The 26,348-nt window shown below is 66.5% G+C and carries 28 protein-coding genes, 2 tRNA genes and 1 pseudogene; 12 read left to right on the top strand and 19 right to left on the bottom strand.

The genetic code is table 11. The annotated features are described in order from the left end of the window. Window positions 1-29: 29 nt before the first annotated feature. Complete coding sequence (locus tag EP28_RS01530) at window positions 30-1,988, bottom strand: archaea-specific SMC-related protein (protein WP_049982246.1); 1,959 nt, start codon at window positions 1,986-1,988, stop codon at window positions 30-32. Window positions 1,989-2,055: 67 nt separating this feature from the next. Further along, on the bottom strand, window positions 2,056-2,667 hold the full coding sequence (gene rdfA / locus EP28_RS01525) for a rod-determining factor RdfA (RefSeq protein ID WP_049982245.1): 612 nt from the start codon (window positions 2,665-2,667) through the stop codon (window positions 2,056-2,058). 819 nt (window positions 2,668-3,486) lie between these two features. On the opposite strand from rdfA, the gene EP28_RS01520 reads away from it, so the two are divergent. Then, window positions 3,487-3,948, top strand: a complete 462-nt coding sequence (locus EP28_RS01520; RefSeq protein ID WP_049982244.1) for a universal stress protein — start codon at window positions 3,487-3,489, stop codon at window positions 3,946-3,948. Continuing rightward, on the top strand, window positions 3,945-4,913 hold the full coding sequence (gene truA / locus EP28_RS01515; protein WP_049982243.1) for a tRNA pseudouridine(38-40) synthase TruA: 969 nt from the start codon (window positions 3,945-3,947) through the stop codon (window positions 4,911-4,913). Before EP28_RS01520 ends, truA begins: the two co-directional genes overlap by 4 nt. Window positions 4,914-4,939: 26 nt before the next feature. On the opposite strand, the gene EP28_RS01510 is transcribed toward truA, so the two are convergent. Then, complete coding sequence (locus tag EP28_RS01510; protein WP_049982242.1) at window positions 4,940-5,626, bottom strand: DsbA family protein; 687 nt, start codon at window positions 5,624-5,626, stop codon at window positions 4,940-4,942. 105 nt (window positions 5,627-5,731) lie between these two features. Between EP28_RS01510 and EP28_RS01505 the strand changes: the two are divergent. Beyond that, a pseudogene (locus EP28_RS01505) lies at window positions 5,732-6,025 on the top strand (DUF5779 family protein); the annotation flags it as partial. A gap of 164 nt (window positions 6,026-6,189) precedes the next feature. Next, complete coding sequence (locus tag EP28_RS01500; RefSeq protein ID WP_049982240.1) at window positions 6,190-7,164, top strand: nucleotidyltransferase family protein; 975 nt, start codon at window positions 6,190-6,192, stop codon at window positions 7,162-7,164. Here EP28_RS01500 and EP28_RS01495 read toward each other — a convergent pair. Both EP28_RS01495 and EP28_RS01490 read right to left on the bottom strand, forming a co-directional pair. Continuing rightward, entirely contained in the window at window positions 7,161-7,379 is a 219-nt protein-coding gene (locus EP28_RS01495) for a DUF8145 family protein (RefSeq protein ID WP_049982239.1), read from the bottom strand. The genes EP28_RS01500 and EP28_RS01495 overlap by 4 nt on opposite strands. A 151-nt stretch (window positions 7,380-7,530) precedes the next feature. Next, window positions 7,531-8,994 (bottom strand): DHH family phosphoesterase, encoded by a 1,464-nt coding sequence (locus EP28_RS01490; RefSeq protein WP_049982238.1) that lies wholly within the window; start codon window positions 8,992-8,994, stop codon window positions 7,531-7,533. Between the two features lie 193 nt (window positions 8,995-9,187). On the opposite strand from EP28_RS01490, the gene EP28_RS01485 reads away from it, so the two are divergent. Continuing rightward, window positions 9,188-9,261: transfer RNA gene (locus EP28_RS01485), tRNA-Lys, on the top strand. Window positions 9,262-9,442: 181 nt separating this feature from the next. On the opposite strand, the gene EP28_RS01480 is transcribed toward EP28_RS01485, so the two are convergent. After that, entirely contained in the window at window positions 9,443-9,706 is a 264-nt protein-coding gene (locus EP28_RS01480) for a hypothetical protein (RefSeq protein ID WP_049982237.1), read from the bottom strand. Between the two features lie 58 nt (window positions 9,707-9,764). Then, window positions 9,765-10,316, bottom strand: coding sequence for a transcriptional regulator FilR1 domain-containing protein (locus tag EP28_RS01475; protein WP_049982236.1), 552 nt, complete (start codon window positions 10,314-10,316; stop codon window positions 9,765-9,767). Window positions 10,317-10,374: 58 nt separating this feature from the next. Between EP28_RS01475 and EP28_RS01470 the strand changes: the two genes are divergently transcribed. Then, complete coding sequence (locus tag EP28_RS01470; protein ID WP_049982235.1) at window positions 10,375-10,905, top strand: CinA family protein; 531 nt, start codon at window positions 10,375-10,377, stop codon at window positions 10,903-10,905. A gap of 78 nt (window positions 10,906-10,983) precedes the next feature. Further along, window positions 10,984-11,403, top strand: coding sequence for a universal stress protein (locus EP28_RS01465; protein ID WP_049982234.1), 420 nt, complete (start codon window positions 10,984-10,986; stop codon window positions 11,401-11,403). Window positions 11,404-11,444: 41 nt separating this feature from the next. Here the strand turns inward: EP28_RS01465 and EP28_RS01460 are convergent, their stop codons facing one another. Continuing rightward, window positions 11,445-11,648 carry a hypothetical protein gene (locus EP28_RS01460; protein WP_049982233.1) on the bottom strand — a complete coding sequence of 68 codons (204 nt, stop codon included), beginning with the start codon at window positions 11,646-11,648 and terminating at the stop codon, window positions 11,445-11,447. 115 nt (window positions 11,649-11,763) lie between these two features. Here EP28_RS01460 and EP28_RS01455 point away from each other — a divergent pair, with 115 nt between their 5' ends. After that, the gene (locus EP28_RS01455) at window positions 11,764-12,594 is read left to right on the top strand and encodes a M14 family metallopeptidase (protein WP_049982232.1); all 831 of its coding nucleotides are present in this window, start codon (window positions 11,764-11,766) and stop codon (window positions 12,592-12,594) included. Between the two features lie 19 nt (window positions 12,595-12,613). Here EP28_RS01455 and EP28_RS01450 read toward each other — a convergent pair whose 3' ends face one another. The 4 genes from EP28_RS01450 to EP28_RS01435 form a co-directional block, all read right to left on the bottom strand. Next, window positions 12,614-12,991, bottom strand: a complete 378-nt coding sequence (locus EP28_RS01450) for a DUF5811 family protein (RefSeq protein WP_049982231.1) — start codon at window positions 12,989-12,991, stop codon at window positions 12,614-12,616. 48 nt (window positions 12,992-13,039) lie between these two features. After that, entirely contained in the window at window positions 13,040-14,191 is a 1,152-nt protein-coding gene (locus EP28_RS01445) for a cobalamin-independent methionine synthase II family protein (RefSeq protein ID WP_049982230.1), read from the bottom strand. 124 nt (window positions 14,192-14,315) lie between these two features. Then, on the bottom strand, window positions 14,316-14,876 hold the full coding sequence (locus EP28_RS01440; protein WP_049982229.1) for a pyruvoyl-dependent arginine decarboxylase: 561 nt from the start codon (window positions 14,874-14,876) through the stop codon (window positions 14,316-14,318). 63 nt (window positions 14,877-14,939) lie between these two features. Then, window positions 14,940-16,163 (bottom strand): proteasome-activating nucleotidase Pan2, encoded by a 1,224-nt coding sequence (locus EP28_RS01435; RefSeq protein ID WP_049982228.1) that lies wholly within the window; start codon window positions 16,161-16,163, stop codon window positions 14,940-14,942. Window positions 16,164-16,574: 411 nt separating this feature from the next. Here EP28_RS01435 and EP28_RS01430 point away from each other — a divergent pair, with 411 nt between their 5' ends. Beyond that, window positions 16,575-17,132: a response regulator gene (locus EP28_RS01430; protein WP_049982227.1), complete on the top strand. Its 558-nt coding sequence runs from the start codon at window positions 16,575-16,577 to the stop codon at window positions 17,130-17,132. Window positions 17,133-17,169: 37 nt separating this feature from the next. Here the strand turns inward: EP28_RS01430 and EP28_RS01425 are convergent, their stop codons facing one another. From EP28_RS01425 to EP28_RS01415, 3 genes are all read right to left on the bottom strand, one after another. Beyond that, window positions 17,170-17,451 (bottom strand): amphi-Trp domain-containing protein, encoded by a 282-nt coding sequence (locus EP28_RS01425; RefSeq protein ID WP_049982226.1) that lies wholly within the window; start codon window positions 17,449-17,451, stop codon window positions 17,170-17,172. A 193-nt stretch (window positions 17,452-17,644) separates the two neighbouring features. Further along, window positions 17,645-18,724, bottom strand: a complete 1,080-nt coding sequence (locus tag EP28_RS01420) for an aminopeptidase (protein ID WP_049982225.1) — start codon at window positions 18,722-18,724, stop codon at window positions 17,645-17,647. Between the two features lie 54 nt (window positions 18,725-18,778). After that, window positions 18,779-19,492 carry a haloacid dehalogenase type II gene (locus EP28_RS01415; protein WP_049982224.1) on the bottom strand — a complete coding sequence of 238 codons (714 nt, stop codon included), beginning with the start codon at window positions 19,490-19,492 and terminating at the stop codon, window positions 18,779-18,781. Window positions 19,493-19,799: 307 nt separating this feature from the next. On the opposite strand from EP28_RS01415, the gene EP28_RS01410 reads away from it, so the two are divergent. Both EP28_RS01410 and EP28_RS01405 read left to right on the top strand, forming a co-directional pair. Then, complete coding sequence (locus tag EP28_RS01410) at window positions 19,800-22,256, top strand: DNA topoisomerase VI subunit B (RefSeq protein WP_049982223.1); 2,457 nt, start codon at window positions 19,800-19,802, stop codon at window positions 22,254-22,256. Next, entirely contained in the window at window positions 22,257-23,342 is a 1,086-nt protein-coding gene (locus EP28_RS01405; protein ID WP_049982222.1) for a DNA topoisomerase IV subunit A, read from the top strand. Between the two features lie 45 nt (window positions 23,343-23,387). Here the strand turns inward: EP28_RS01405 and EP28_RS01400 are convergent, their stop codons facing one another. After that, window positions 23,388-23,624 (bottom strand): CDGSH iron-sulfur domain-containing protein, encoded by a 237-nt coding sequence (locus EP28_RS01400; RefSeq protein WP_049982221.1) that lies wholly within the window; start codon window positions 23,622-23,624, stop codon window positions 23,388-23,390. A gap of 110 nt (window positions 23,625-23,734) precedes the next feature. On the opposite strand from EP28_RS01400, the gene msrB reads away from it, so the two are divergent. Further along, the gene (gene msrB, locus EP28_RS01395) at window positions 23,735-24,157 is read left to right on the top strand and encodes a peptide-methionine (R)-S-oxide reductase MsrB (RefSeq protein ID WP_049982220.1); all 423 of its coding nucleotides are present in this window, start codon (window positions 23,735-23,737) and stop codon (window positions 24,155-24,157) included. A 47-nt stretch (window positions 24,158-24,204) separates the two neighbouring features. On the opposite strand, the gene EP28_RS01390 is transcribed toward msrB, so the two are convergent. The 3 genes from EP28_RS01390 to EP28_RS01380 form a co-directional block, all read right to left on the bottom strand. Continuing rightward, on the bottom strand, window positions 24,205-25,347 hold the full coding sequence (locus EP28_RS01390) for a pyridoxal phosphate-dependent aminotransferase (RefSeq protein WP_049982219.1): 1,143 nt from the start codon (window positions 25,345-25,347) through the stop codon (window positions 24,205-24,207). Next, window positions 25,344-25,832 carry an Lrp/AsnC family transcriptional regulator gene (locus tag EP28_RS01385; RefSeq protein ID WP_049982218.1) on the bottom strand — a complete coding sequence of 163 codons (489 nt, stop codon included), beginning with the start codon at window positions 25,830-25,832 and terminating at the stop codon, window positions 25,344-25,346. Before EP28_RS01385 ends, EP28_RS01390 begins: the two co-directional genes overlap by 4 nt. 97 nt (window positions 25,833-25,929) lie before the next feature. After that, a tRNA-Glu gene (locus tag EP28_RS01380) sits at window positions 25,930-26,040 on the bottom strand. Window positions 26,041-26,348 lie beyond the last annotated feature (308 nt).

Below are 26,348 nucleotides of genomic sequence, written 5' to 3'. Positions count from 1 at the left end.
CCATCGCGCCGAACGGCGATCCTCGCCGGTCAGATCGACTCGACCGTGTGGTGGTCGTCGTCGATGGCCGCCGCGTCTTCTGGCAGCAGGGCGACGACGAGGTAGCCGGCGTACTCGCGGAGGTACTCGACCATCGCGGCGATGCGGTCCGAGTCGATCGCTTCGAGCGAGTCCAACACCATGAACGGAAGCGTCTCGTACACGTCGTGGACGAGGTACCCGGCCAAGGCGAAGACGAGTCCCGTCACTTCTCGCTCGCTCTCCGAGAGATGGTCGACGGTGTCGCGGTAGGCGCTTCCGTCGTCCGTCGAACGGACGACGTGGAGGTCGAACCGGGCGCGCGAGACCTTGCGGCGTCCCTCTCGGACCTCCGACTCTCGGCGCTCGATCCAGATTCGGTCGATGTTGTCGTATCCGAGCACGTCCAACACCGCCGCCATGTGCTCGTTGAACGCCTCGACGGCGTCCGCTTCGATCCGGTCCACGCGCGTGCGGAGATCGGTCAGCTCGTCGGCCACCGCCTCGCGCCGCTCGCGGAGCGTCTCGCGCTCGTCGATCTTCGCTTCCGTCTCCTCCATCTCCGCGTCCACCTCCGCCAAGTCCGACTCCAGTCGATCGACGCGCAGTTCCAGTTCGTTGGCCTCGCGGTGACGCTCTATCACCTCGTCGTACTCGCCGGCCCCGACGTCTTCCGTCTCGGACTCGCGCTCTCGCACGCGCCCCTCGGCGGCCTCACGCTCGGCTTCGAGCGATTCGATCCGGTCTTTCACGTCCTCGATCTCCGTTTCGACCGCGTCGAGGCGCTCTTCGGCCCGCCGCCTCTCGGCCCGCTGCGCCTCGATTGACGACCGCTTCGACGTGAGCTCCGAGATTCGGTCTCGAACCTCGTTTCGCTCCTCCAGCCGCTCGCCTCTAAGGTCTCGGAGCGCGTCCACGGTCTCATCGATCCGGTCCCGCTCGACCTCGGAGCCGCAGGTCCAACACACGACCTCGTCGGTGCCGAGGAGTTCGTCCGTGACGGAGTTCGACCCCGAGTCGTCGGCGTCGTCGGTCGAGCGCTGTCCGAACGCCACGTCGAGCCCGTCGCCCTCCAGCATCTCCTCGTTGAAGCTGATCACACTGCCGAGTTCGTTCACCGTCTCGTCGAGCGCGCGCTTGCGTTCGCGGAGTTCCGTGAGCCGGCCGTCGATCCGCTCCGGGTCCTCGTCGGGCGGCTCCGACTCTTCGAGCGTCGCTTCGAGGTCGGCGCGCTCCGAGCGAAGCTCCGAAAGCGTCGATTCTTCGGTTTCGATCTCGAAGGTGAGATCTTCCACCTCCGACCGGGCCTCGCGGACCCGCTGAAACGCCGCTTCGAGTTCTTCTTTCCGAGAGCGGCTCTCTTCGAGGTCCGCGTCGAGTTCGTCGATCGCCTCCTGCGCCTCCGCGAGATCCGCGCGGGCCTCCTCCAGTTCGGTTTCGATCTCGTCCCGCCTCGTCTCCAGGTCAGGCAGCGTCGATTCGAGCTGATCGAGTCCCGAGATTCGGTCGTCGAGGTCGTCTTTTTCGCTCTCGAGTTCCCGGATCTCCGCTTCGATCTGGTCCGTGTCGACCGGTCGCATGATTATTTCGCGGAGGTCGTCTCCGCGAGCGACGGCACGCCGCGACTCGTTGTTTTCGAGGAGGAACGCGAACAGGTCGGCTATCTCCGGATCGTCGAGGTACGGGTCACCGCCGAACGCGATCGTGTCGCCGCGGCGAGTGAGCGTCCGCGTGTACGTTTCGTCACCGACCGTGAGTTCGACGCGGCCCTCTGTCGCGTCGCCTTTCAGCGACGGACGGGTGCTGCCGAGTCCGGCCATGAGCGCTTGCAAAAACGACGTCCGGTTTGTCGCGTTACGGCCGCTGAGAACCGTCACTCCGGGCTGAATCTCGACTTCTGTTTCGTCTATTCCCCCCACGTTGCTCGCGTGAACGCGGACGGGCGACTCCGAAAGCATCGTCGACTCCATTATGCAAACCTTACCGGTGCGACTGATATAATTGTTATGTAATCGCAAGCTCACGAGCGCGACGCCGCTAGGAGTCGCCGCAGTCACAGCCGCCCGACCGAAGCAGGTCGCCAACGGGGTAATCGGATCCGCAGTCCGGACAGATCGCGCGCACGTCGACCAATAGCTCGTAGTCGTGATCGGTCAACTCGCCGGCCTCGACGAGCGATTCGACGGTGGACTCGGTGACGGCAGCGGTCCGTCCTTGCAGGCGTTCGAGCGTCTCTACCTTGCGATCGATACGCCCGTCGGACCGGTCGGGGAGTTCCGCATCGCGGTAGCTCGTGAGGTACGTGTGGACGGCTTGGTGGGTGACGAAATCACCGAGCACGGCGTCGACGTCGACACCGGCCTGCTCCAAGTCGCGCCGCTTTCGCATCCGGTCTGCACTACCCGATTCCTCGTCTGTCAGGGCCGCGTACGCGCTCTCGACGTCGCTCTCCACCGCCGAGTAGCCCGCCTCACGCATCGCCGCCGCCAGGACGCGACGGTTGAACACGTCCGCGAGGTCGCGGAGGCTCGTCCGGTCTCCGTTCTCGCCGATCCACCGACGTTCCAACTCCGCGCCTAGACCGTCCAACTCGTACGCCTCGATCACCCGCGCCACTTTGCTGTTCGGCCGCGACGACGTATCGGTCATGCCCCACCTTCGCGCTCAGCCTTTACAAAAATAGCGGTGTAACATAATGGTCGGAGCGTACCTCCTCACGGCGGTAACAAACCCGTGTCATCGGCGGTCACGAACCTGTGTTACCGGCGGGCGCGAGCCCGCGTTGTCGCGAACGCGCTCCGCTGTGCTCCGTCCGTTTCCCGATCAGATCGAGCGGAACGGTAGCGTCCCGATTAGTGTTCCGCACTAAACGAAAAACAGTCAGAAATATATAATACATACGATTCTGGTTACTAGTCAGATATCGCTCCGAAAGCGGTGCGACTTCCACCCCATCACGACCGATCAACCGGCCGCCGGCCTCTCTGGAATGTGAAACGCATCGAGAGGCGATTTCGAGGCCCAAAACGAGACTTTCGAGGGGTCACAAAAAGCAGCACTGACCGGCCGCCGATCCGTGCTGTCCGTCCGACTCGCTTCGATCACTGTAGGATATCTGTTCGACGATTCATGACTTTGCTCGCCGAACTGTGTCGAATTATCCCCTTTCAATCTTCGAACCTCGCGTTTCAGTGAAATCGATCCCGGTCGGATCGCTCGTGGCGCAGCGATACGTCACTCATGGCCGACGGTCTGCCGCGGACCGATTCGGCCTACTCGTTTTGCGAGATATAATATCATTCCAACACATAATCTTTCAAATGTATTTGTTTTTCCCACAGAAAAATTAGGTATATACGTGGTGTGAGACTGAGAGGAGTCGCATCTGCGACCTGGTCCGCGGGAATGCGTCTCCGCCTCGGTGAGACAGCCGGTATCGTTTTGCGTCCGGCCGGACGACCCTAACGTATGTACGATACGATCCTGCTTCCCGTCGCGCCGGGCGGAGAGGCGAACGACGCGGTGCCCCATGTGGCGAGCCTCGCCGACCGCTACGACGCGACCGTCCACGTCGTGAGCGCGATCGACACCGTGGCACAGACGCTGCGTGGCCCACAGGCCGGCGCGTTCGCCGAGCGCGTCGAGGACGCGGCGCAGGCGCGGGTCGAGGAAGTCACGGGCGAACTGGAGGCGGCGGGTGTCGAAGTCGTCGGCAACGTCGTGCACGGCGAGCCGCTCGACGTGATCGAGAACGCTATCGGTAACAGCGGCGCCGACCTCGTGGTGATGCCGAGCCACGCTCGTACGGGACTCGAACGCGTGCTCTTGGGGAGCGTCACTGAAAAGGTGGTTCGCGTCTCGTCGGTCCCGGTGATCACGGTGCCGATCCGCGAGGACGAGTCGGATGCCGGTCGGGACGACGCGGCGTGACGGACGAGCCGGCGGCCGCGGACGGGGCCGCTCCGACGGGGGACGCGGGACGGCGACGCGCGTTTCGAGTCGCGTACGACGGCCGCGAATACGCGGGGTTTCAGCGCCAGCCCCACGCGACGACGGTCGAGGGAACACTGTTGCGCGCGCTCGCGAAACACGGGATCCTCGACCGCGGCGACGGGCCGACACACGCGACGCCACAGGACTACGCCGCCGCGGGACGCACCGACGCGGGCGTCTCTGCGGTGGCACAAACGGTCGCGTTCGCGGCTCCGGATTGGCTCACTCCCCGGGCGTTCAACGGCCAGCTCCCCGGATCCGTTCGGGTGTGGGCCGCCGCGGACGCGCCCGACGCCTTCCACGCGACACACCACGCGCTCTGCCGAACGTATCGGTACCACCTCTACGCGCCGGCCGGTGGGGAACGCGGTGCGGAAGCGAGCGCGCGGGACGGGAACGGGCGCGACGGCGCGGCCCGCGCTCCCGTCGACGACGAGCGCGTCCGTGACGCACTCACCCGGTTCTCCGGTGAGCACGACTTTCACAACCTGACGAGCGACGAGACGGGGACCGCCCGCAACCTCCACGCGACGGCGACGCGGGACGGCGACGTGCTCGTCGTCGAGGTGTCGGCCGACGGATTTCCCCGCGCGCTCGTTCGGCGGCTCGTCGCCGCGGTCGAAGCGATCGGTCGGGGCACGGCGGACCCCGCCTACGCCGACCGGCTGCTCGCCGCAGAGTCCGTTCCCGGGGAACTCGGCGTGGGACCGGCACCGCCCGAACCGCTGGTCCTCTGGGACGTCGCGTACGACGATATCTCTTTCTCCGTCGACCGCGAGGCCGCGGCGAGCGCGCGCGCCGCGTTCGACGAGCGTCATCGAGATGCGCGTCGTGCGGCCGCAGCGACCGGAGCGATACGCGATCGGATCGCGGAAAGCGATCGCGATCGCAGCGGCCGGTGAGCTGCCGGGGACGCAGCTGTCGCGACTCAGCCGTCAGAGAGTGCGGACTCGATTGCCGCCGAAATGGCGTCTGCGCCGTATCCGTCGACGGGTTCGCCGTTCACGAAGATGGCCGGCGTTCCGGAGACGCCGATCGACTCGCCTTCGCTCCGATCGCTCATCGACGCTTCCTCGTAGGCGGAGAACTCGGCGTCGGCCATGGCCGCACAGGGGTCGCCGCCCGCTGTCTCGGCGGCCGCCCCTATCGCCTCGCCGCTGTAGCTCCCCTGCGATTCGTAAACCGCCGTCGAGAAGTCGAAAAACGCCTCATCACCGCCGCGGGCACCGACTCCTCGCGCCGCGCTAGCCACGGGGACGGCCCACGTCTCGTTGACCGGAATCGGGAAGTCCCAGTGTTCATACCGGATGTCGCCGGACGCGAGGTACTCCTCGCGGATCGTCGGAAGCTCCTCGAGCGTGTAAGTCGCACAGTGGGGACACGTGAAGTCCTCGAACGCCTGTACGCGCACGTCCGCCTCCGGGTCGCCGAGCGTCGGCCGGAAGTCGAGATCCGGGTCGGTGGGCGCGGTTAGGTCACAGTCGTACTCGCCCGTGTCTAGGCCGACCGTGGTCCCGCTGTCGCCGCCGTTGCCGCTACCGCCGAGACACCCGGCCGCGCCGACGACGCCGATAGCCGCAGCGCCCGCGAGCAGGGACCGTCGCGTGTGTGTCATACGCGAGATCTGTTCGGAACGCACTTAACCACACTGCGATCGGGCGGTGGTGACCGGACCGACACCGGTCCGAACGTTTTTGCCGTCGCCTCGTGACGCTGTAGTATGAGCGACTGGGACCTCGACCTCCGAGACGCCGAAGCGGAGATGGACGAGGCGTTCGCGGCCAGCGGCGACGTCGTCCTCGGCGTCCTCGACGGGACTACCGATCCCGACGAGTGGGTCCGCAGCGTCGACTACGGCAACACCCTCGTGTTGACCATCGACGGCGATCTCAACGAACTCGCCGCGGGATTCGCCCGCGACGTCAAAGACATGGGCGGCGAACTCATGCACTTCCGCGGCTTCCTCGTCGTCACGCCGCCCGGCGTCGCCATCGACACCGACCGACTGAGCGACTGATTAACCGGGCAACCGAGAGACCGGCTGAGCGATCGACTGAGCGATCGAGTGCCAAATCAGATCTCCACCGGCCCTTCCGAACGACAGGGTCGGTTTCGTCGGCATTTCTGACGGGTGACAGCAGCACAAGAAGTATCACGCTTCGGTGAGAGGGTGTCCCCATGAAAGCCGTCGTACTCGCGGGGGGATACGCGACCAGACTCTGGCCCATCACTCACCACCGACCGAAAATGTTCCTTCCGGTGGGAGAAAACACCGTCATCGACGAGATATTCGAGGACTTGGAGGCCGACGACCGCGTCGACGAGGTGTTCGTCTCGACGAACGAGCGGTTCGCCGACACGTTCGCAGCGTATCTCGCCGATAGCCCCTTCGAGAAGCCGACGCTCTCGGTCGAAGAGACCGTCGAGGAAGACGAGAAGTTCGGCGTCGTGGGGGCGCTCGCACAGCTCGTCGACCGTGAGGGCGTCGACGACGACCTGATCGTCGTCGCCGGGGACAACATGATCAGCTTCGATCTGGGCGAGTTCGCGGACTTCTTCGAATCGAAGGGGACGCCGACGCTTGCCGCCTACGACGTCGGCGACCGCGAGCGCGCCAAGTCGTACGGGCTCGTCGACCTCGACGGCGACGAGGTGATCGACTTCCAAGAGAAGCCCGACGACCCGAAGACGACGCTCGTTTCTATCGCCTGTTACGCGTTTCCGGCCGAGACGCTGCCCGACCTCTCGACGTACCTCGAAGACGGTAACAACCCGGACGAGCCCGGGTGGTTCCTCCAGTGGCTCCAAGGGCGCGGGTCGGTCCACGCGTTCACCTTCGACGGCGCGTGGTTCGACATCGGGACCGCCGACAGTTACCTCGACGCGGTCGAGTACGCGCTCGACGGCGGAAGTCTCGTCGCCGACGGCGCGACCGTCGAGGACTCCGAGATCGGCGACGTCGTCCACGTGATGGACGGCGCGACGGTCACCGATTCGACGCTCGACCGAGCGGTCGTCTTCGAAGACGCGACCATCGCCGACTCGTCTATTCGCAACTCCGTGATCGACGAGGGCGCGACACTGACGGGCGTCGACCTCTCCGGCTCGCTGATCGGCGCGTACACCTCGATCACCGACGGCGACGGGTTCTAACGCGGGTCGTCGACCTCCCCGTCTGCCTGTCCGTGCGTGTGGTGGTAGCAGTCGAGCGCGGGACTGCCTGCATCGTCCACCGGCTGGAAACACACGCGGCGGTACCGCTCGTTGTCGAGGAGATTGACGACGAACTCGTCGGCGTGACGCGACACCGACTCGTAGGAGTCGTCGCAGGCGGGACAGCGTGCGGGCGGATCGGCTGGAACGTGCATGAGTGTCGCCGTTTGCGTTCTGTCAGTGCCGAACGAGCAAAACCGCTCCGCCACGCCCCGTGAACGGGCCGTGTGAGTGCACGCGGACGATCCTCCGTCTCCGTGGCGAAGTACACCGAACGGAACAACGGAACGTACGGCGAGCGCGACGCTACGAGCCGTTGCCGCTCTCGTTGCCTCCCCCCTCGACGCCGAGTGCGTCGAACAGCTTCCGCCGAACGGCCTCCTCGGTGAGTTCGAGCAGCGTGTCGCGGTTGTCGCCGCTCGCCTCGATGCCCGTGAAGATCCCGAGCGGGATCTCAAGTGACCCCTGCGTCGAGTGACCGGCGGCGTCGCCCATCTCCGAGAACGCCTCGTCGAGGACGTTTCCGATGTTCAGGCGGATGTCCTTCGAGCGCGCCGCGAGATAGATCGTGTCGTCGGCAATACCCAACACGGCCGTGGTCGTGATCCCTTCGAGGTTAAGGAGGTGTTGGGCAGCCTGCGCGAGCGCCTCGCGGTCGCGGATGAACCCGGCGGTCGAAAAGAGGTGGCTCCCCTGCACCTCACGGTTCTGGATCGCCTCCGCGAGCACGTCGAGCGTCTCGGGGCTCATCGACGGCGATTCGACCTGTTCGAGCGTGTCGTGGTTGGCGAACGGGTGGAGGTACGCGGCCGCCGTCAGGTCCGCTGGCGTCGTATCTCGTTTAAAATCGAGCGTCTCGGCTCGGATACCGTAGAGGAGGGCGGTCGCGACCGCCTCCGACGGCGACTGGTCGAACTCCTGTAGGTACTTCGTGAGGATGGTCGACGTCGAGGAGACGTTCGTGCGCACGTCGACGAACCGCGCGTCGAAGGGCACGTCGGCCTCCAAGTGGTCGATGTAGATGTCGATATCGGTATCGAAGTCGAACCCGTCGTCGGCGGACTTCGCGAGGTCGACCGCGGCGATGGTCCCGTACTCCGCGAGCTTCGGGGCCTCAGACCGCGCCACGAGGTCGATCCCGAGGAGGTTGACGAAAGCGCGGTTCTCCTGATGGCCGACGTCGCCGGAGTAGAGAATGTCCGCCTCGACGCCGAACGCGTCCGCGATAGCCTGTAACGCGGTCGCCGACGCGATGGAATCGGGTTCCGGGTTGTCGTGTGTGAGGATCGCCATCCGTCCGTCGCCCGCCTCGATTATCTCGGCGAGCTGGCGAGCCATGTACTCCAGTTCGCCCGTTTCGAGCGACTGGAGCGCGCTGTCCGCGATCACCGTCGAGGGGTTTATGACCACGTCCGCGCCCCGATCACGGAGTTCGTCCTCGCTCACCGGATCCGACGCCCGGACGACCACGTAGTGGTCTCCGCCCGTGTCGCGAACCGCCGAGACGGCCGCCTTGTTGGCCTCGACGTCGCTGGCGAGGATCAACACGATGTCGCGGTCGACAAGCTCCTCGGTCACGTCGGGCTCGGCGATGTCCTGCACGCGAGCGTTGAGGTCCTGATCGCGGAGCGCCTCGACGCGGCTCTCGTCTCGGTCGAGGATGAGCACGTCCTTGCCGCGGCCCGTGAGTTCCTCCGCGACGGCGTGCCCGACGCTTCCACAGCCGAGGATGGCGTACCGCGTCTGCGCCGATCCGGATGCCCCACTCATTGGCGGTGGTTCCGCGGGACGACACTTAACGAGTCCGTTCTCTCTCACGTCGGTCCAGCCGATGCGCGCGTCTCGCTGATCCGGCGGAACCGGAAGAGAACTCCGTGACGGCGACGGGCGGGACTCGCCGGAGACCGCTCGCGCATCGGCGAATGAAAAGGCCTTTTACCGCGACCGCGGTACGACTCGGTGAGGGCCGGTAGCTCAGTTAGGGAGAGCGACGGACTCTTAATCCGTCGGTCGCGTGTTCAAATCGCGCCCGGCCCGCTCTGTTAATGAACGGTAGAGGCATCCTACCTGTATTTTCGGTCGTTCAGAGGGTCTCCGGAGGTGGCGTCATGAGTAGCGTCGATCGGGGCATCGACATAGATCTCGATCCCGGAGAGAACGCGGCGAGTGCCTCCCTCTCGGGACGTCCCCAATCCGAAGCGTTCGCCGAGAAGAAGACTTAGCTCTCGTCCGGTTCGACAGCGGCGTCGAGGGCGTCTGTCGTCGTCGACTCATCTGCGACGGCGAGGCGGTACAGTCCGAGAAGCGCGCCGGCGACGAAGACCGCGCCTTCGGCGCGTGCGCCGGCGTACACCCACTCGCGCGCTTCGACGTCTTCGGAATTTCGAAACGCGGCGCGGGTCCACGCGCGGACCACGAATCGCGGTGCGACGGATTCAACGAGTCCGACGACGCCGGCCGCCAGAAGCAGTAGGGCTTTCATACCTGCCTTTCGCCGGGTGCGACCAAAAGCGATGCGGCGGCTAACGGGTGGTCGACGGCTACGGGGGGTCGTCGGCGTCGTCGGTGGCTGCGGCGGCCGCGGCGTACCGCCGATAGACGCCCGCGGCCCACGTTCGCACTGCCGGCGCGGAAGTCGAGAGGAGCGCGGCGAGCCCCGCCTCGTCGAACAGTCCGACGACCGCCCGTTCGCCGACGAGAAGCACCGCGACCGACGAGTCGGCGGCGTGAACCGACACCTCGATCCCGCGTCGCGCGAGCGCCGCCCGGAACGGGGCTCCGGACCGACCCGACAACCGCTCGGCCGCGGATCCGGTGAACACGAGCCGCACCGTCCTGTCGGGGTCGGGTCCGCCGACCGCGTCGCGGAGCCGACTGACCGTCGTCGCGTCGAGCCGCGGGACCACGCCGACGATCGAACTCGATCCGGTCCCTTTCACGATCGCCGAGAGCACGCCGACCGGTCCCGGGTCGTCTCCGCGCTCCGTCACGACTACGCCGCGGCCGTCCGTCGCTCGATCTCCGCCGTCGCCGCCGTCGACGGCGCGCTCGACGAGCGACCGAAGCGCGGCACCCGGGTCGTCGTCTGCCATACGACGCGTTTCGTCCCCGTGGAGGTAAACCCAAGGCCCGGCGTATCGAGGGGTCCGCATGGCCGAACGCGACGCGGGCAACGCGGACGAAGCGAAGTCGATCGGAGAGCGTCTCACTGAGCGAGACGAGACCCTCGCTGTCGCCGAATCGCTGACCGGCGGGCTCGTCGGATCGCGAGTGACGGACGTCCCGGGCGCGAGCGCGTATTTCGACCGCGGCTTCGTCACGTACGCGTACGACGCGAAGCGCGAACTGCTCGGGGTCTCCCGCGAGTCGCTCGACGGTGAGGGGGCGGTGAGCGCGGCCGTCGCCGAGGAGATGGCGGCCGGCGCGCGCGACCGAGCGGGGACGACGTGGGCGGTGTCGACGACCGGCATCGCCGGACCCGGCGGCGGGACCGCAGAGAAGCCCGTCGGACTCGTGTACGTCGGGGTCGCGTACGCCGCGCCGTGGGGAACGGAGGACTCGTTCGTTCGGAGCGAACGGTTCCGTCTCGACGGGGATCGAGCCGCGGTGAAACGACGGTCCGCGGATGCGGCCTTAGACGTGCTCGCCCGCGGGATCCGCGACGTCGACGGCAAGAGGTAGCGGGGGTCCCGCAGACACACCGGCATCGATCGGACGGATCGCGCGAGCGTTTATCCGTTCACCCCGCGTACGTCACCTATGATCGATCGCGTACTGGTCCCGATGGACGATTCCGCGCTGTCCGAGCGGGCGCTGCGGTACGCGCTCGACGTTCACAGCGACGCACAGATAACCGTGTTACACGTCGTGGGTGAGCCGTCGCGAATGATGGGGGTAGCGACGGAGATAGCTCTCTCCGATGACAGCGACGAGCGGATCCGTGAACTCGCGGCGGACGTGCTGGATCGCGCCCGCGAGATCGCGGACGAATACGACACGACCGTCGACGGAGAGATCGAAGTCGGGTCGCCGGCGCGGCAGATCCTCGATCGGGCCGAGTCGTTCGACGCGGTCGTGATGGGTACGCACGGCGGGTCACTCGCAGACAGGCTGCTCGTCGGTAACGTGGCACAGACGGTGTTCCGTCGGTCACCCGTTCCGGTGACCGTCGTGCGGTGAGACAGACGGGGCGGATGGCGAGCGGGGCGGATGGCGAGCCGTCACTCGATATACGCGTGGCCGACGACGGCGACGAGCAGCGCGGCGACGACGATCCACGACAGCGGCTCGGCCGCGAGCAGCCCGACCGGTCGGGCGACCGACTCGTCGAAACCGAACAGCACGCCGGCAGCCAACGCGGCCGCTACCACGAGCGCGGCGACGACACCGGCGACGCCGAGAAGCGCGGAGTCGGTCGAGTCCATACGCCGCCTGCGGCCGGAGAATAAATAAATGGATCTCCGCGGCTCGCCGTCTGCTCGACCGCTCGCCGCGGTCGGAACGGGCACCCTTTTCACGTAACATGCGCGTACGGTTCGTATGGAAACGATCGAACGCGGGTCAGCGGGAACGTCCCGCGTCGCGATCGTCGGCGGAATTCACGGCGACGAACCCGCGGGCGAAACGATCGTGCGGCGACTCGCCGCGACGCTCGACGCGGAGGGATCGGGAGACGGCACCGTCCGACTCGTCATCGCTAACGAGCCGGCGCTGGCGGCGGAGACACGCTACACGGACGCGGACCTGAACCGGGCGTTCCCGGGCGATCCCGAGAGCGACGAGTACGAGCGCGCGCTCGCGCCTCGTGTCGCGGCGGCTGTCGACGGGATGGACGCCGTGTTGGCGCTCCACACCTCACACAGCGCGCCGCCGCCGTTCGCGATCTACAGCGACTTGACTCCGTCCGTCCGTCGGAGCGTGACCGGCATGCCGATCGACTACGCCCTCGACTCGGGGAATCTCCGATCGACCACGCTCGACTCCGTCGTCCCACATGCCGTCTCGATCGAGGTCGGTCGACAGGGCAGCGAGGAGGCCGTCGAGTTCGGCTACGAGGCGTGTCTCGCGTTCCTGCGGGCGCACGGCGCGCTCGACGACGAGCCGCCGGCGTTCACGGAGACGACGGTCGTGGCGGGCGACGAGGAGGTGCCGAAGGGCGGCGGCGAGCCCCATGTGTACTTCGAGAACTTCGAGCCGATACCCCGCGGTGCCGTGTTCGCGGAAGACGACGTGTACACGCACCGGGTCGACGAGGAGGGCGTCGTCCCCATCCTCGCGAGCGAGCACGGGTACGAAGAGATATTCGGTATCTACGGCCGAGTGCAGCGCACGCTGCAGCCGCCGGACGCGGCGGGAGACGGTCCCGTTTGAGGGTTCCGGCGCAGTTACTTCACTTCGCGGTCGGCGTCACGTCACCGACCGCTTCCATTACCTGCATCGCGGCGCTCGCGGCGAGACCGCGCGCGACCTCGTCGGTGTCTGCGTCGGCGATACCGGCGTCTAAGTCGTCGGGGTCGGGTGTGAAGCCGGCCGAAACCGGATGTCCGGCCGGCGGGTTGACGGCGACGGTCGCCTGCGGCCCGTTCGTACCGACGGACAGCTCGGATCCGACGGCGTAGCTGTTGGGGAGATACGACTCGGTTCGCGTGACGATCCCGGCTACCGCGCGCCGGAGACGCCGTTCTTGGTCGGGGGTGAGGTCGACGGCCGCGGGCTCGCCCGCGTTCGTCACGCCCGGTGCCCCGGCATACGGGTTGTTGCCGTTCATCGAAGACACACCGAGTACGCGGAGGCCACTCAAAAAGGCGTCGCCGGGTCAGCCGTAGATCCGCTCGGTCGCGATCGCGGTCCCCTCGTCTAAGGCTTCCAGCTTCGCCCACGCGATCTCGGGGTCGACCATGCCGAGCCCGGCCTGCGTGCCGAACCCGCAGTCGGGTGCGGCGACGAGCGGAGTTCCGTCCGCGACCGCGTCGGCGACGCGCTCCAGTCGGTCCGCGATCGTCTCGGGGTGGTCGATGATGTTCGTCTTCACGTCGACGACGCCCGGGATCAGCGTCCAGCCGTCGGGAACCGGATGCTCCGCGAACGCGCGGTACTCGTGCTGGTGTCGGGGGTTCGCCTGCTCGACGCTCAGGCCGGAGATGTCGGCCTCGTAGATCTCGGGAAGCATGTCAGCCAGATCCGTGTCGAGGTGATGCGGTCCCTCGTAGCTCCCCCAGCAGGTGTGGAGTCGGACCTGCTCAGCTGGAATTCCAGAGAGCGCCTCGTTGAGCGCCTGCACGTGGAGCCGCGTCGCGCCCTTCACTTCCGCGAGCGGCTCGTCCGCGTACGCCGCCGTGTGACCGACCGTCAGGAGTTCCGGCGCGTCGATCTGGAGCGTGAATCCCGCGTCCGCGACGATCTGGTACTCCTCGGCCATGGCGTCGGCGACGGCGAAGAGGTACTCCTCGTAGTCGCCGTAGTGGTCGTCGACGTGCGTGGCGGTGACGACGCTCGGCGACGCCGCGGTGACGAACGTGTCCGCGAAGTCGGCGTCGACGGCGTCGAGCGCCTCGCGGAACGCGGACAGTTCGGCCTCGGCCTCGTCTCGGCCGGTGTACTCGACCGACCCGGTCACGACGGGGTGTTCGGAGAGATCGATGACGTCGGTCTTGAACGTCTCCTCGGCGTAGTCGGGGAACTCTTGCAAGTCCGCCCACAGCTCCTGTTCGCGTTTCCCCTCGATGCCGCTCAGACGGTCCGCGACGTACCAGTTGAACGAGACGCGGGACTGCTCGCCGTTGTTCGCGATGTCGACGTTCGCCTCGGCCTGCCGCTCGACCACGTCGCGCGTGGCGTCAGCGACGGTCGCGTCCCACTCCGCTTCGTCGACGGGGTCGCCGTCCTGCCGCTTCGTGAGGAGTTCGAGCAGTTCGGGCGGCCGCGGAAGGCTGCCGATGTGCGTCGTCTGGATCTGGTTGGCCGTCATCGGTACCCGCCTCTCGCCGCTCACGTCGCCTAAAGGTCGCGGAACGCACAATCCGATCCGGTTCGATCTGACCGGAATTTTCTTCAGTTCCGTTCTGTCGGGTTCCGCCCACCGCGACGACGGCCTACTCCTCGGCGGCAGAGAGGATCGGCTCCGACTCGCCGTACGCGGCGATCACGACCGCCGTCGTGTACCTTCCCGGCTCGGCGGCGGCGCTCTCGACGCGGTACGCCCGGTCCGGCAGGTCCCACTCGCGGAGGTCGCTGCCGGCGTCGAGTCCGGACTCGATACGCTCGCGGACGGCGTCGCGGTCTTCGCCCGTCACTTCATAAAAGAGTCCGGGACCGGGACCGGTCGCCCACCCGAGACCGGCCGCCACGTCCGGATGACGCCGAGGCGCGCGCTTCGACTCCGCGTCCTCCGCGCCGGCGCGACCGCCCTCCCGAAAGTCGACCTCCTCTCGCGGGCCGATCGTCCGCCGGGCTTCCACCACCGTGAGCCGGTTGCCGGCGGGACCGAGGTTGGGAGCCTCGTCCACCGCGACGACGGTCGCCTCGGCGGGAACGACGGAAGAGACGGCGACGAGGTTGTAGTTGTGGAGGTTCGCGTCCGCGAGCGCGGCGTCGTAGGAGGCCATCGCTGTGTCGGCGACGCCGACGCCGCCGGCGACGTGGATGGTGTTCATCACCGATAGCTCCGCCGGCAGACCGCTAAGGAGTTACGAACCGGCGATGTCGATCGCGACCGATCAGTACTGGTAGTTGATGACCCGCTCTTCGGTTTGGTCGGCGTCTCGAAGCTTCTCGCGGGCCGCCTCGAAGTCGGCCTGCGTCACTTCGGTGCGGCCGTCACGGATCGCGAACATCCCGGCTTCCGTCGCCAGCGAGGCGATGTCGGCACCGCTGTACCCTTCAAGATCTGCCGCGACCTCGCTCACGTCCGTCCCATCTGCGACGTTCATGTCCTCGGTGTGGATCTCGAGGATGCGCGCGCGACCCTCGACGTCGGGCTCCGGCACCTCGATGAGCCGATCGAACCGCCCGGGACGCAAGATCGCCTCGTCGAGCATGTCGAAGCGGTTGGTCGCGGCCATGATGCGGATCTCCCCGCGCTCGTCGAACCCGTCCATCTCGGAGAGCAGTTGCATCATCGTCCGCTGGACCTCGGCGTCCCCGCTCGTCTTCGAGTCCGTCCGCTTGGCGGCGACCGCGTCGATCTCGTCGATGAAGATGACGGCCGGCTCGCGTTCGGCAGCGAGTTCGAACAGGTCGCGGACGAGCCGTGACCCCTCTCCGATGAACTTCCGGACCAACTCGGAGCCGGCCATCTTGATGAACGTCGCGTCCGACTCGTTCGCGACGGCTTTCGCCAGCATCGTCTTCCCCGTGCCCGGCGGCCCGTGAAGCAGGACGCCGCTCGGGGGCTCGACGCCGACGGCCTCGAACTGCTCGGGGTTCTCCAGCGGGTCTTCGACGGCCTCGCGAACCTCGCGGATCTGGTCGTCGATGCCGCCGATGTCGGCGTATTCGACGTCCGGGGACTCGGTGACTTCCATCGCCTGCGCGCGCGAGTCGGTCTCATCGTCGAGCACCTGCTGGACCGCGAACGAGTCGTTGATCGCGACGCGGTCGCCGGGACGGAGATCCTCGTCGAGCCGCGTGGCCGCCTGCGTCAACACCTCCTGATTGTTGCCGTGCTGTTTGATCACCACGCCGTCGTCGGTGATCTCTTCGACGGAGGCGATGTACAGCGAGGTCGTCTTCAGCACCTCGTTCTCGCGTTTCAGCTCGTCGACGTCGGTTTTCAACTCGCCGCGTCGGTCCTGTGCGTCGTCGAGCCGGTCTTCCAGCTCGGTGTTTACCTGCAGGATCCGCCGGTAGTGCTGGCGGATCGCCTCCAGCCGCTCCGTCTCGCTCATCTCCGGATCGAGCTCCAGACGAGGACGGTCGGGCAATGAGGGACTGTGAGACATTCGTTGCTGGTGGATATGGCGCGCGCGTAAATGTGCCTTTGGGTCACGACACTCCGAGGCGTCCGTCCGGCCACGCCAGACCTCCGTTTCCGTCCGGCTACGCCAGCCCGCAGTTCATCACAGGACCGCTCCGTGGGAGTCACCGCGACGTCACCGACCGTCCGTGCCGTCCGCGACCGAGGATCGGTCGTTCACATCGGCGAGTGGCCCCGTCGTCTGCGAGTCACACCGTCAAAATATCACATTTGATACAGGGGGCTCAAGACTTTAACCCGAGATGCGTCTTGGTTCCTGCATGACCGTCCGCTCGCCCGCCGACCGTGTTTCGTTCAGTGTCGTCGCGAGCCGCCTCGCGGCGAGCGATCCCGCGGCGAGCACCGCTGTGGCGTCCGGAATCGGGGGGCTCAGTCCATGAGTGGGGATCACACACCCACGGTGCTCGCTGTCGACGACGAGCCCGACCTCGCAGAGCTGTATCGGGTGTATCTCGCCGAGGCCTACGACGTTCGGATCGCCACCGGCGGCGAAGAGGCGCTCTCGAAGATGGACGACTCCGTCGATGTGGTGCTTCTGGACCGGCGGATGCCCGACATGACCGGCCACGAGGTCCTCGGGCAGATGCGCGCGGCCGGCTACGACGCTCGGATCGCGATGTTGACCGCGGTCGAGCCGGACGTCGATATCATCGACATGCCGTTCGACGACTACAAGACCAAGCCGGTGACGAAAGAGGACATCCTCACGCTGGTCGAAGTGTTACTGCACCGGGCGAACTTCGACGAGCGGAGCCAAGAGTTCTTCGCGCTGGCGTCGAAGAAGGCGGCGCTGGAGGCGTCTGGCGCGACCGACTCGGAGGAGTACCAGGACCTCCTCGAACAGATGGAAGCGGTCCGGGTCGAGGTCGACGACGCGCTCGATCGACTCTCCGCGCGCGACGCGTTCGTCGAGGTACCCGGCAGCGTCCCCTGAGGCCCGAGACCACCCCGATCTCGCGTGTTCCGAACTGCTACTCGATCTCGAGATCGCCCGCGGCGTCGCTCGCGCGTTCTTCGTCCCACTCCAGTTCGAACTCGACGCTCAGCTCACCGGGGCCGTCCGCGGGCCCCTCACGTTCCGTCTTCACCTCGAAAGTCGGCCGCGCGGGCGGGTCGACGGTCACCGAGTCGTCACCCTGCCGCAGCGTGAGCGCCTCTCCCGCCTCCAACGAATCGGCGACGGTTCGCAGATACGCGGCGATCTCTTCGCGGCTCCGTCGGCTCTCGGACTCGAACAGGACGTCTTCTACCATACCCCGCGTACGGCTGCCCGAGTGATAAACGTCGCGTGCCGGCCGACAAAATCCGCACGGGAATCTGCATGGGGATTTGCACGAAAAAACGCACGTTCAAGGACGGCTATCGACCCAAACTGGGGGCCTACCGATTCGAACCGGGGGCCTACCGATTCGAACCGGGGGCCTACCGATTCGAACCGCGGCGCTCTCAGAACCCCTCTTCGAACGCGAACGTCCCGTTTCGCTGCACGACTTCGCCGTCGATCTCGATCACGGAGTCCTCGCTCATGTCGACTATCATGTCGACGTGCTCTGCGGACTCGTTGACCGCATTCTCCTCGCCGACTGTCTCCGGATACGCGGACCCGACCGCCATGTGAACGGTGTCGCCCATCTTCTCATCGAACAGCATGTTATAGGTGAACCGGTCGATCTGGCGGTTCATGCCGATCCCCAGTTCGCCGAGCCGCCGCGATCCCTCGTCGGTGTCGAGGATGCCTGTCAACAGATCCTCGTTGCGCTCGGCGGAGTGTGAGACGACCTCACCGTCCTCAAATCGGAGCCTGACGCCCTCGATCTCGCGTCCGTAGCGGTACAAGGGGAGATCGAAGTACACCTCGCCGTCGACGCCGTCGCGAACCGGTGCCGTGAACACCTCGCCGCCGGGGAGGTTCTTCTCGCCGTAGTCGTTGAGCGTGCGGTTCCCCGAGACGTCGAGTGTAAGATCGGTCTCCTCGCCCGATCGAATCCGGACCTCGTCCGCGTCGTCGAGGATATCAACCATCTGCGCCTGGTGTTCGCGCTGGGCGTCCCAGTCGAGCGAGACGGCGTCCCACACGAAGTTCTCGTACGCCTCGGTGCTCATGCCCGCGAGTTGCGCGTGGCTCGCGGTCGGGTACTGGGTGAGACACCACGTCTTCGAGAGCCGCGTCCGCTTTACCTCCTCCATCGCGCGGTTATACGCCGCGTTCGTCTCCGGATCCACGTCCGCGTCCTCCGTCGCGTTCGACCCGCCGCGAGCGATCACGAACACGTCGGCCTCTTCGTAGAGCGCGCGGCGGTGCCCGGGTTCGGTGAACTCCCCGGAAGCGCGCTTGAACGCCCGCTGCGCTCGCTTCGAGTAGTTGAGATACACCGGGTTGGCACCGCGGTCGCCGCAGATCTCGTGGAGCGCGACCGCCAGCTCCTCGGCCTCTCTCGGAAGCTGAATGACGACGTTATCGCTCGCCTCGATGCCCGTAGAGTGGTCGGCGATCGTCTCGGCGTGCTCGCGGATGCGTGCGTCCATACGAGTACTCGCGTCCCGGGCGGATTACTCCTTTTGGAAGCGGCCGCGACCGACTCACTCCGTGAGCACATCCGCGAGCGCCTCCGTTGCCTCGACGACGATGTCGGGGCGCTGTGGCCAGCCGCCGTACGGGTTCTCGTGTCGGTTCAGGAACGCACCGCGCATCCCGACCGCCTTCGCGCCCACGAGGTCGAACGTGTGAGCGGTCGCGAACACCACCTCGTGCGGTGCCACGTCGAAGACCTCACATGTGAGATCGTACGACGCCCGGTGCGGCTTGTACGCGCCCGCGTCGGCGACCGAGACGACGCCGTCGAGTTCCGTCTCGAAGTTCGGGCGGACCGCCTCCAACATGTCCGGGTCGCCGTTCGAGAGCCCGACCAGCGTGTACTCGTCGCTCAGCCGGTCCAACGCGGCGTCGACGTCCGGATACGGCTGGAGCGTCTTCCACTGGCGGATGACGGCGCGGACCTCCTCGTCGGGGACGTCGAGACCGATCTGGTCGAGCCGGTAGGCGAGAGCGCGGCGGCTGATCTCCTTGAACGGCGTGTGCGGTCCCGGGATAAGCGAGTCGATCATCGAGTCGCGGAAGTGCATCGCCAGGTACCGTCGGAGCAGGATCTCGGGATCGTAGTCGCTGTCGTGGTCGTCGAGCAGCGCGTCCAGCGCCGGGACAAGCGTCGCCTCGCGGTCGAGCAGCGTGTCCCAGAGGTCGAACGCGATCACGTCGGCCTCCTCGCGGATCGTCTCTGCTGCAACTGTGGACATGTAACGACTGACTGGGCGGTTCGATGGGGTATGAAACTGCCGTCTGCGGAACAGACGCCGAATATCTCGCCCTGTCGGACAGGGATCGACACGGGCGATGGCGACTCGCCATCGCCGACCGCCCGTTCGCGTCAGGTCGGCTCGCCGTCGCCGAGCGCGGCTTCCCGTCTCTCGCGACGGCTCTCTACCGGGGTGGCACCCGACGGCGACGCCGGATCGCCTGAGAGACAGTCTCTGGCGGGTGCGTACACTTTCACCCCGCTGGCGGTGCGTTTTTAGGTGCCTCGGCGAAAGGAGGAGACACCGAATGACGTCCTTCCAGTCGACGATCGGCGACGAGGAGGGGATCGCGGAGGAGCTGGCCGAGGGCCAGCGCGAGATCTCCATCGCCGAGTTCTTCGAGAAGAACAAACACATGCTCGGGTTCGACTCGGGCGCTCGCGGGCTCGTCACCGCCGTCAAGGAGGCGGTCGACAACGCTCTCGACGCGACCGAGGAGGCCGGGGTCCTCCCCGACATCTATATCGAGATCGAGGAGGTGGGCGACTACTACCGGCTCGTGATCGAGGACAACGGGCCGGGAATCACGAAAGAACAGCTTCCGAAAGTTTTCGGGAAGCTCCTGTACGGGAGTCGTTTTCATGCCCGTGAACAAAATCGCGGACAACAGGGGATCGGTATCTCAGCTGCTGTACTGTACTCGCAGTTGACTTCCGGCCAGCCGGCGAAGATCACCTCGCGGCCGAAAGGCCAGTCGCGGGCGCAGTACTTCGAGCTGATCATCGACACGGACACGAACGAGCCGGAGATCAGAGCTGACGAGGAGACGACGTGGGACCGGCCGCACGGCACGCGGATCGAACTGGAGATGGAAGCGAACATGCGCGCTCGCGGCCAGCTCCACGACTACGTGAAACACACGGCCGTCGTCAACCCCCACGCCCGGATCGAACTCCGGGAGCCGGGGCTCGACGAACCGATGAAGTTCGAGCGCGCGACCGACGAGCTGCCCGCGGAGACGGAGGAGATCCGCCCGCACCCGCACGGCGTCGAACTCGGCGCGCTGATAAAGATGCTCGCCGCGACCGAGTCGTACTCGCTCTCCGGGTTCTTACAGGAGGAGTTCACTCGCGTCGGCAAGAAGACCGCGGACAGCGTGATCGACAGCTTCCGCGACGTCTTCTATGGTCGCGAACTCTCGTGGTCACCGCCGCGCGCACACGACGACCGCGACGTCGAGCGCGCGGTCGCGGACGCGGTCGCCAACAAGGGCGCGGAGGCCACAACCGCCTTCGCCGAGGGGGTCGCGGAGACCGTCGCGAACCACGACCACATCACGCGCTCGGAGCTCGCGACCGTCGTCCGGAACGTCGCAGAGACCGTCGAGGGAGACACGGGAAAGACGTTCGGCGAGACCGTCCGCGAGAACGCGGTCGACGCCGCGTGGGCCGCGATCACGGGGGTCGACGCCGACGGCGAGGCGGTCGACACCGCCGAGGAACGCGACGACGATCCGAGCGAGTCTCCGTTCGTCGCCGATACGTACGCCCTCGTCGACGAGGCGACCTCGACGCGCAAGGACGACGCCGCGGTGCAGGCGATGGCCGACGCGCTCGCGCGGCGGTTCCTGAACCTCGACGGCGACGCGTTTCGGATCACGCGTGACGACCTCGACCGGCTCGTCGCGGACGCCGCGAGCTTTGTCGCCGAACAGCACGATGCGACGTTCGGCGAGACCGCACGCGAGAACGTCGCCGACGCGGTGTGGTCGCGGGCGCGGACGGTCCCCGACGACCCTCCGAAGGTGCGGGAGATCGCCGACGACCGCGACGCCGCGGCGGACCTACTGGAGGCGATGCGCGAGACGGACATCCTCGCGCCGCCGACCGACTGTCTGGCCCCGATCACGGCCGAGCTCGTGGAGGCGGGGCTGCGAAAGGAGTATGACGCCGACTTCTACGCGGCCGCGACCCGCGACGCGGAGGTCCACGGCGGCGACCCGTTCATCGTCGAGGCCGGGATCGCCTACGGCGGGGAGATCCCGGCGGAGGGGTCGGTCGACCTCCTGCGCTTCGCGAACCGCGTCCCGCTCGTCTACCAGCGGGGCGCGTGCGCGACGACCGACGTGATAAAGTCGATCGGCTGGCGCAACTACGGACTCGACCAGCCGGGCGGCTCCGGGATGCCGAACGGCCCGGCCGTCATAAGTATCCACGTCGCCTCGACGAACGTCCCGTTCACGAGCGAGTCGAAGGACGCGATCGCGAACGTCCCGGCGATCGAAGACGAGATCGAACTCGCGATCAGGGAGGCGGCCCGCGAGCTGAAGTCGTTCCTGAAAAAACGGCGCTCGATGCAGCAGCGCCGCGAGAAACAGAACGTCCTCGGGACGATCTTGCCCGAGATGGCGGACAAGGTCTCGGAGGTGACGGAGCGCCCCCGCCCCGACATCAGCGGGGCGCTCGCGCGGATCATGAACAACGTGAGCGTCGAGCGCGAGGTCGACGACGGGACGGTGACGCTCGTCGTCGAGAACCACTCGGGCGTGAACGAGCAGGTGGAGATCACGGACATCGTCTCGTCGGAACCGACGGAGCTGTCCGACGGGACGGTCGTGGACATGGACGGCGAGTGGTTCGTCCAGTGGACGCCTGAGATCCCCGCGGGCGACGAGCGAGAGCTGACGTATCGGGTAGCAGACGACGCCGACTTCGAGGTAAGTGTCGGCGGCGTCGAAACGGAGAAACTCACGGTGAACGCGTAAATGACGACCCAAAACGACGCACGAGACGAGCTGATCGACCTGGCCGCGGACTTCTACGACCAGTTCGCGGCCGGAGAGATACCGGAGATGGAGCTGCCGACGCGGACGAAGACCAACATCGAGTACGACGAGGCGAGCGGCGTCTGGACTTACGGGGACCGCACGTCGACGCGGAGCGCCAACTCGGTCCGGGGCGCGCGCAAGCTGTTGAAAGCCGCCTACACGATCGAGTTCCTGGCCGACCAGCTCGACGAGGACCGCTCGTCGACCCTGCGTGAGCTGTACTACCTCTCTGAGTCGTGGGACAACGACGAGGCGCAGTTCAAGAGCCAAGACGAGTCGAACGACCTCGTGGAGGACTTAGAGATCGTCACGGGCGCGACACGCGAGGACTTCCACATGCGCCCGGAAGAGTCGGGTGCGAAGGTGATGGGGCCGCTGCGGCTCCGCGAGCAGACCAACCGCGGCGACCGCGACATCCACTGCCAGCTTGACGTCGGCCAGGGCGGCTATCAGATTCCGAACAACCCCGACACGATCGAGTTCCTCGATAACGACGCCGAGTTCGTCCTCTGCGTCGAGACCGGCGGGATGCGCGACCGGCTCGTCGAGAACGGGTTCGACGAGGCGCACGACGCCCTTGTCGTTCACCTCGGCGGACAGCCGGCGCGCGCCACGCGCCGGCTGACGAAGCGCTTCCGCGATGAGCTCGATCTCCCCGTCGTGGTGTTCACCGACGGCGACCCGTGGTCGTATCGGATCTTCGGCTCCGTCGCGTACGGCTCCATCAAGTCCGCGCACCTCTCGAAGTACCTCGCGACGCCCGAGGCTCGGTTTATCGGGATTCAGCCCGAGGACATCGTCGAGTACGACCTTCCCAGCGATCCCCTCTCCGACTCCGACGTGAACGCCCTCGAATCAGAGCTTGAGGACCCGCGCTTCCAGACCGACTACTGGGAAGAGCAGATCGAACTCCAGCTCGACATCGGCAAGAAGTCCGAACAGCAGTCGCTCGCGAGCCGGGGGCTCGACTTCGTGACGGACACCTACCTCCCCGAGCGGCTCGGCGAGATGGGCGTTCTGTGAGGCCGGCTACCACCCGGTTCGTCTCGCTCGGCGGCTACACGACGCTCATTCGTCCACGTAGACGATCTCGTCGATCTCGCGGCGCTCGCTCTCTGGGTCGTCGGTTTCGTATTTGTACCGTACGCCGTCTTCCTCGTCCGCGGTCGCGTTGTGCGACCCGTCACACAGCGGCTTCGTTCCGGAGAGTCCGCACTGACAGACGTAGATCATGTCGTCGTCGCCCATGTCGGACTCGTCGAGCTTCGCCGGTCCGCGCGCCTCGTGCGTGACTTCGCGTGCCATGTCTCGACTCTCGGCGGCCGCCGGGAAACGAGTTGTGGCCGTCTGAAGCGCCCCGCCGGTGTCAGTAGGCCCGCCGCAACCGCCTTGAGCGTGCGGGACGTACGCGCGGTATGAGCGAGACAGACGAGCCCGACCCCGCTGACATCGGGGATCTGACCGACGAGGAGTGGCGCGAACGGCTCTCCGAAGAGGAGTACCGGATCCTCCGTGAGAGCGGCACGGAGGCGAAGTTCTCCGGCGAGTACGTCGACCACCATCCCGACGACGGGGAGTACCGCTGTGCCGCCTGCGGGACCGTGCTGTTCGACGCCGAGACCAAGTACGAGTCGGGCTGCGGCTGGCCCGCCTTCTACGCCGCTGAGGAGGAGTCGGTGATGACGACGCTCGACACGAGCCACGGGATGCGACGCACGGAGGTGCGGTGTGCGACCTGCGACTCCCACCTCGGCCATGTGTTCGACGACGGCCCCGAACCGACCGGTAAGCGGTTCTGTATCAACTCCGTCGCGATGGAGTTCGACGGCGACGCGTAGGCGATCAGTCGGCGGATCGAGCCGCCCGAATCGAGCTGATCAAGGAGTCACCAGCGCTCGTCGACGAACGACGCGATCCGATCGGTCGCCTCCTTCAGTTCGCGCATCGAGGTCGCATACGAGACGCGGAGGTGTCCCTCACCGCCGGCACCGAAGACGGACCCGGGGACGACGGCGACCCCTTCCGCCTCCAGCAGCTCCTCCGCGAAGACTTCGTCGTCGCCGCCGCAGTCTGGGAACGCGTAGAACGCCCCACCCGGCTCGAACGTGTCGAGCCCCATCTCGTTGAACCGCGAGACGACGAGCCGGCGGCGGCGGTTGTACTCGTCGACCATCTCCTCGACCTCGTCGTCACAGCGGTCGAGCGCTTCGATGGCCGCGTACTGGGGCGTCGTCGGGGCCGACAGCATCGTGTACTGGTGGATCCGGTTCATCGCGTCAATCGCGTCGGCCGGACCGAGCGCGTAGCCGAGGCGGAGTCCGGTCATCGCGTACGCCTTCGAGAACCCGTTGACGACGACCGTGCGCTCGCGCATCTCCGGCTGCGTCGCGATCGACGCGTGGTCGTCGCCGTAGGTGAGCGCGGCGTAGATCTCGTCGGCGATCACTCGCAGGTCGTTGTCGCGGCAGAACGCGGCGAGTTCGGCGAACTGTTCGTCGCTCATCGTCGCGCCGGTCGGGTTGTTCGGGTAACAGACGACGAGCAGATCGGCCTCGGCGGCACCCGCAGCCTCCAGCCGCTCCGGCGTCAGCGCGAAGTCGTCTTCGGCCCGGGTCGGGACGGCGAGCGGGTCGCCGCCGGCCAGCTCGACGCCGGGTGCGTACGAGATGTACGTCGGCTCGTGGATCGCCACGGTGTCTCCCGGATCGACGAGCGCGCGGAGGGCCAGATCGACCGCCTCGCTCGCGCCGGTCGTGACGAGCACCTCGTCGCCGGGATCGTACCGCTGGTCGTACCGCTCGTGGTGGACGGCGATCCGCTCGCGGAGCGCGGCCATCCCACGATTAGACGTATACGAGGTCTTCCCCCGCTCCAGCGAATCGATCGCGGCGGTGCGGGCGGCCCACGGTGCCGAAAAGTCCGGCTCGCCGACCCCGAGCGAGATGACGTCGTCGCGGGCCTCCGCCAGCTCGAAGAACTTTCGAATTCCCGACTCGGGAATCTCGCGGGCGCGGTCCGACAGCCTCATGGCGACACGGAGAGGCGGTCGTCGTCGTCGCCGTCCTCGAACCGCACCCCGCCGTCCTTGTACGTCTCCATGATGTAGTGAGTCACCGTCTGGGTGACCTCCGGCATGGGCGCGACCTGCTCGGAGATGAACTGCGAGACGTCCTGCATCGTCTCGCCGAGCACCTCCACGGCGAAGTCGTAATCGCCGGAGACGAGGTGTAAGGCGTCGACCGCCGGGAACTTCGCGATCTGGTCTGCGACCTCCTCGTACCCCGTCTCGCGGTCGAGTTCGACGTTGATCTCGACGACCGCCCGTATCTTCCCCTCGTCGACGCGGTCCCAGTCGATCACCGCTTGGTAGCCGTGGACGACGTGGTCCGCTTCGAGCGTCTCGATCGCTCGCTCGACGGCGGCCGCGTCGAGGCCCGTCTGGGCTGCGATGTCGTCGATGTCCTCGCGGGCGTTCCGCGCCAACACGTCGAGTACCTCGCGCTCGGCGTCCATACCCGACGATCGATCGGAGGCGGTTTAGTAGTAGCGACCCGCGCAAGACGGACGAGAAACAGCGGCCGCTCGGCGTGTTGACGTCGTCGCAGAGAAGTGCTCGGTCAGGGATTTGAACCCTGGTCGTCGGCTGTCTTCCAAACCGGCGTGCCGTCACACCGAGTCTGTCGAAAGGCCAACATGATTGGCCGGACTACACCAACCGAGCGCGATTTACGCTAACGGAGCACCCGATTTAACTCTTCTCAACTCCCGCCTCTATGTGAATCGTAGACAGGGTGGGAGACGCCCCGTCGATTCCACTCCTCGGTTCCGCCTGTGGACCGGCTCGACGGGTCCGTTCCGATTGCTCTCGTCTCGTGCGAGGTCGGTATGAACGTCGGTCGAGACGACGCTGTAAAACTATGTAGGACTATATAGTTATATGAACAGTACCGATCAGACACGATATCACGGGATCACTTATCCGGTGTATCGCTTGAGGCCCCGTTAGATCGGCTAATAGAGACATTTGAG

Origin of the sequence: Halorubrum sp. BV1 (assembly GCF_000746205.1) — an archaeon.
In the GTDB taxonomy this organism is placed as follows: domain Archaea; phylum Halobacteriota; class Halobacteria; order Halobacteriales; family Haloferacaceae; genus Halorubrum.
This window is presented reverse-complemented; position numbering and strand designations above follow the sequence as displayed.

Bases quoted from the DNA above. Each gene is read 5' to 3' on its own strand.
- EP28_RS01530 (WP_049982246.1), bottom strand. From the start codon at position 1,988: ATGGAGTCGACGATGCTTTCGGAGTCGCCCGTCCGCGTTCACGCGAGC.
- rdfA (WP_049982245.1), bottom strand. From the start codon at position 2,667: ATGACCGATACGTCGTCGCGGCCGAACAGCAAAGTGGCGCGGGTGATC.
- EP28_RS01520 (WP_049982244.1), top strand. From the start codon at position 3,487: ATGTACGATACGATCCTGCTTCCCGTCGCGCCGGGCGGAGAGGCGAAC.
- EP28_RS01510 (WP_049982242.1), bottom strand. From the start codon at position 5,626: ATGACACACACGCGACGGTCCCTGCTCGCGGGCGCTGCGGCTATCGGC.
- EP28_RS01500 (WP_049982240.1), top strand. From the start codon at position 6,190: ATGAAAGCCGTCGTACTCGCGGGGGGATACGCGACCAGACTCTGGCCC.
- EP28_RS01495 (WP_049982239.1), bottom strand. From the start codon at position 7,379: ATGCACGTTCCAGCCGATCCGCCCGCACGCTGTCCCGCCTGCGACGAC.
- EP28_RS01490 (WP_049982238.1), bottom strand. From the start codon at position 8,994: ATGAGTGGGGCATCCGGATCGGCGCAGACGCGGTACGCCATCCTCGGC.
- EP28_RS01480 (WP_049982237.1), bottom strand. From the start codon at position 9,706: ATGAAAGCCCTACTGCTTCTGGCGGCCGGCGTCGTCGGACTCGTTGAA.
- EP28_RS01475 (WP_049982236.1), bottom strand. From the start codon at position 10,316: ATGGCAGACGACGACCCGGGTGCCGCGCTTCGGTCGCTCGTCGAGCGC.
- EP28_RS01470 (WP_049982235.1), top strand. From the start codon at position 10,375: ATGGCCGAACGCGACGCGGGCAACGCGGACGAAGCGAAGTCGATCGGA.
- EP28_RS01465 (WP_049982234.1), top strand. From the start codon at position 10,984: ATGATCGATCGCGTACTGGTCCCGATGGACGATTCCGCGCTGTCCGAG.
- EP28_RS01460 (WP_049982233.1), bottom strand. From the start codon at position 11,648: ATGGACTCGACCGACTCCGCGCTTCTCGGCGTCGCCGGTGTCGTCGCC.
- EP28_RS01455 (WP_049982232.1), top strand. From the start codon at position 11,764: ATGGAAACGATCGAACGCGGGTCAGCGGGAACGTCCCGCGTCGCGATC.
- EP28_RS01450 (WP_049982231.1), bottom strand. From the start codon at position 12,991: ATGAACGGCAACAACCCGTATGCCGGGGCACCGGGCGTGACGAACGCG.
- EP28_RS01445 (WP_049982230.1), bottom strand. From the start codon at position 14,191: ATGACGGCCAACCAGATCCAGACGACGCACATCGGCAGCCTTCCGCGG.
- EP28_RS01440 (WP_049982229.1), bottom strand. From the start codon at position 14,876: ATGAACACCATCCACGTCGCCGGCGGCGTCGGCGTCGCCGACACAGCG.
- EP28_RS01435 (WP_049982228.1), bottom strand. From the start codon at position 16,163: ATGTCTCACAGTCCCTCATTGCCCGACCGTCCTCGTCTGGAGCTCGAT.
- EP28_RS01430 (WP_049982227.1), top strand. From the start codon at position 16,575: ATGAGTGGGGATCACACACCCACGGTGCTCGCTGTCGACGACGAGCCC.
- EP28_RS01425 (WP_049982226.1), bottom strand. From the start codon at position 17,451: ATGGTAGAAGACGTCCTGTTCGAGTCCGAGAGCCGACGGAGCCGCGAA.
- EP28_RS01420 (WP_049982225.1), bottom strand. From the start codon at position 18,724: ATGGACGCACGCATCCGCGAGCACGCCGAGACGATCGCCGACCACTCT.
- EP28_RS01415 (WP_049982224.1), bottom strand. From the start codon at position 19,492: ATGTCCACAGTTGCAGCAGAGACGATCCGCGAGGAGGCCGACGTGATC.
- EP28_RS01410 (WP_049982223.1), top strand. From the start codon at position 19,800: ATGACGTCCTTCCAGTCGACGATCGGCGACGAGGAGGGGATCGCGGAG.
- EP28_RS01405 (WP_049982222.1), top strand. From the start codon at position 22,257: ATGACGACCCAAAACGACGCACGAGACGAGCTGATCGACCTGGCCGCG.
- EP28_RS01400 (WP_049982221.1), bottom strand. From the start codon at position 23,624: ATGGCACGCGAAGTCACGCACGAGGCGCGCGGACCGGCGAAGCTCGAC.
- msrB (WP_049982220.1), top strand. From the start codon at position 23,735: ATGAGCGAGACAGACGAGCCCGACCCCGCTGACATCGGGGATCTGACC.
- EP28_RS01390 (WP_049982219.1), bottom strand. From the start codon at position 25,347: ATGAGGCTGTCGGACCGCGCCCGCGAGATTCCCGAGTCGGGAATTCGA.
- EP28_RS01385 (WP_049982218.1), bottom strand. From the start codon at position 25,832: ATGGACGCCGAGCGCGAGGTACTCGACGTGTTGGCGCGGAACGCCCGC.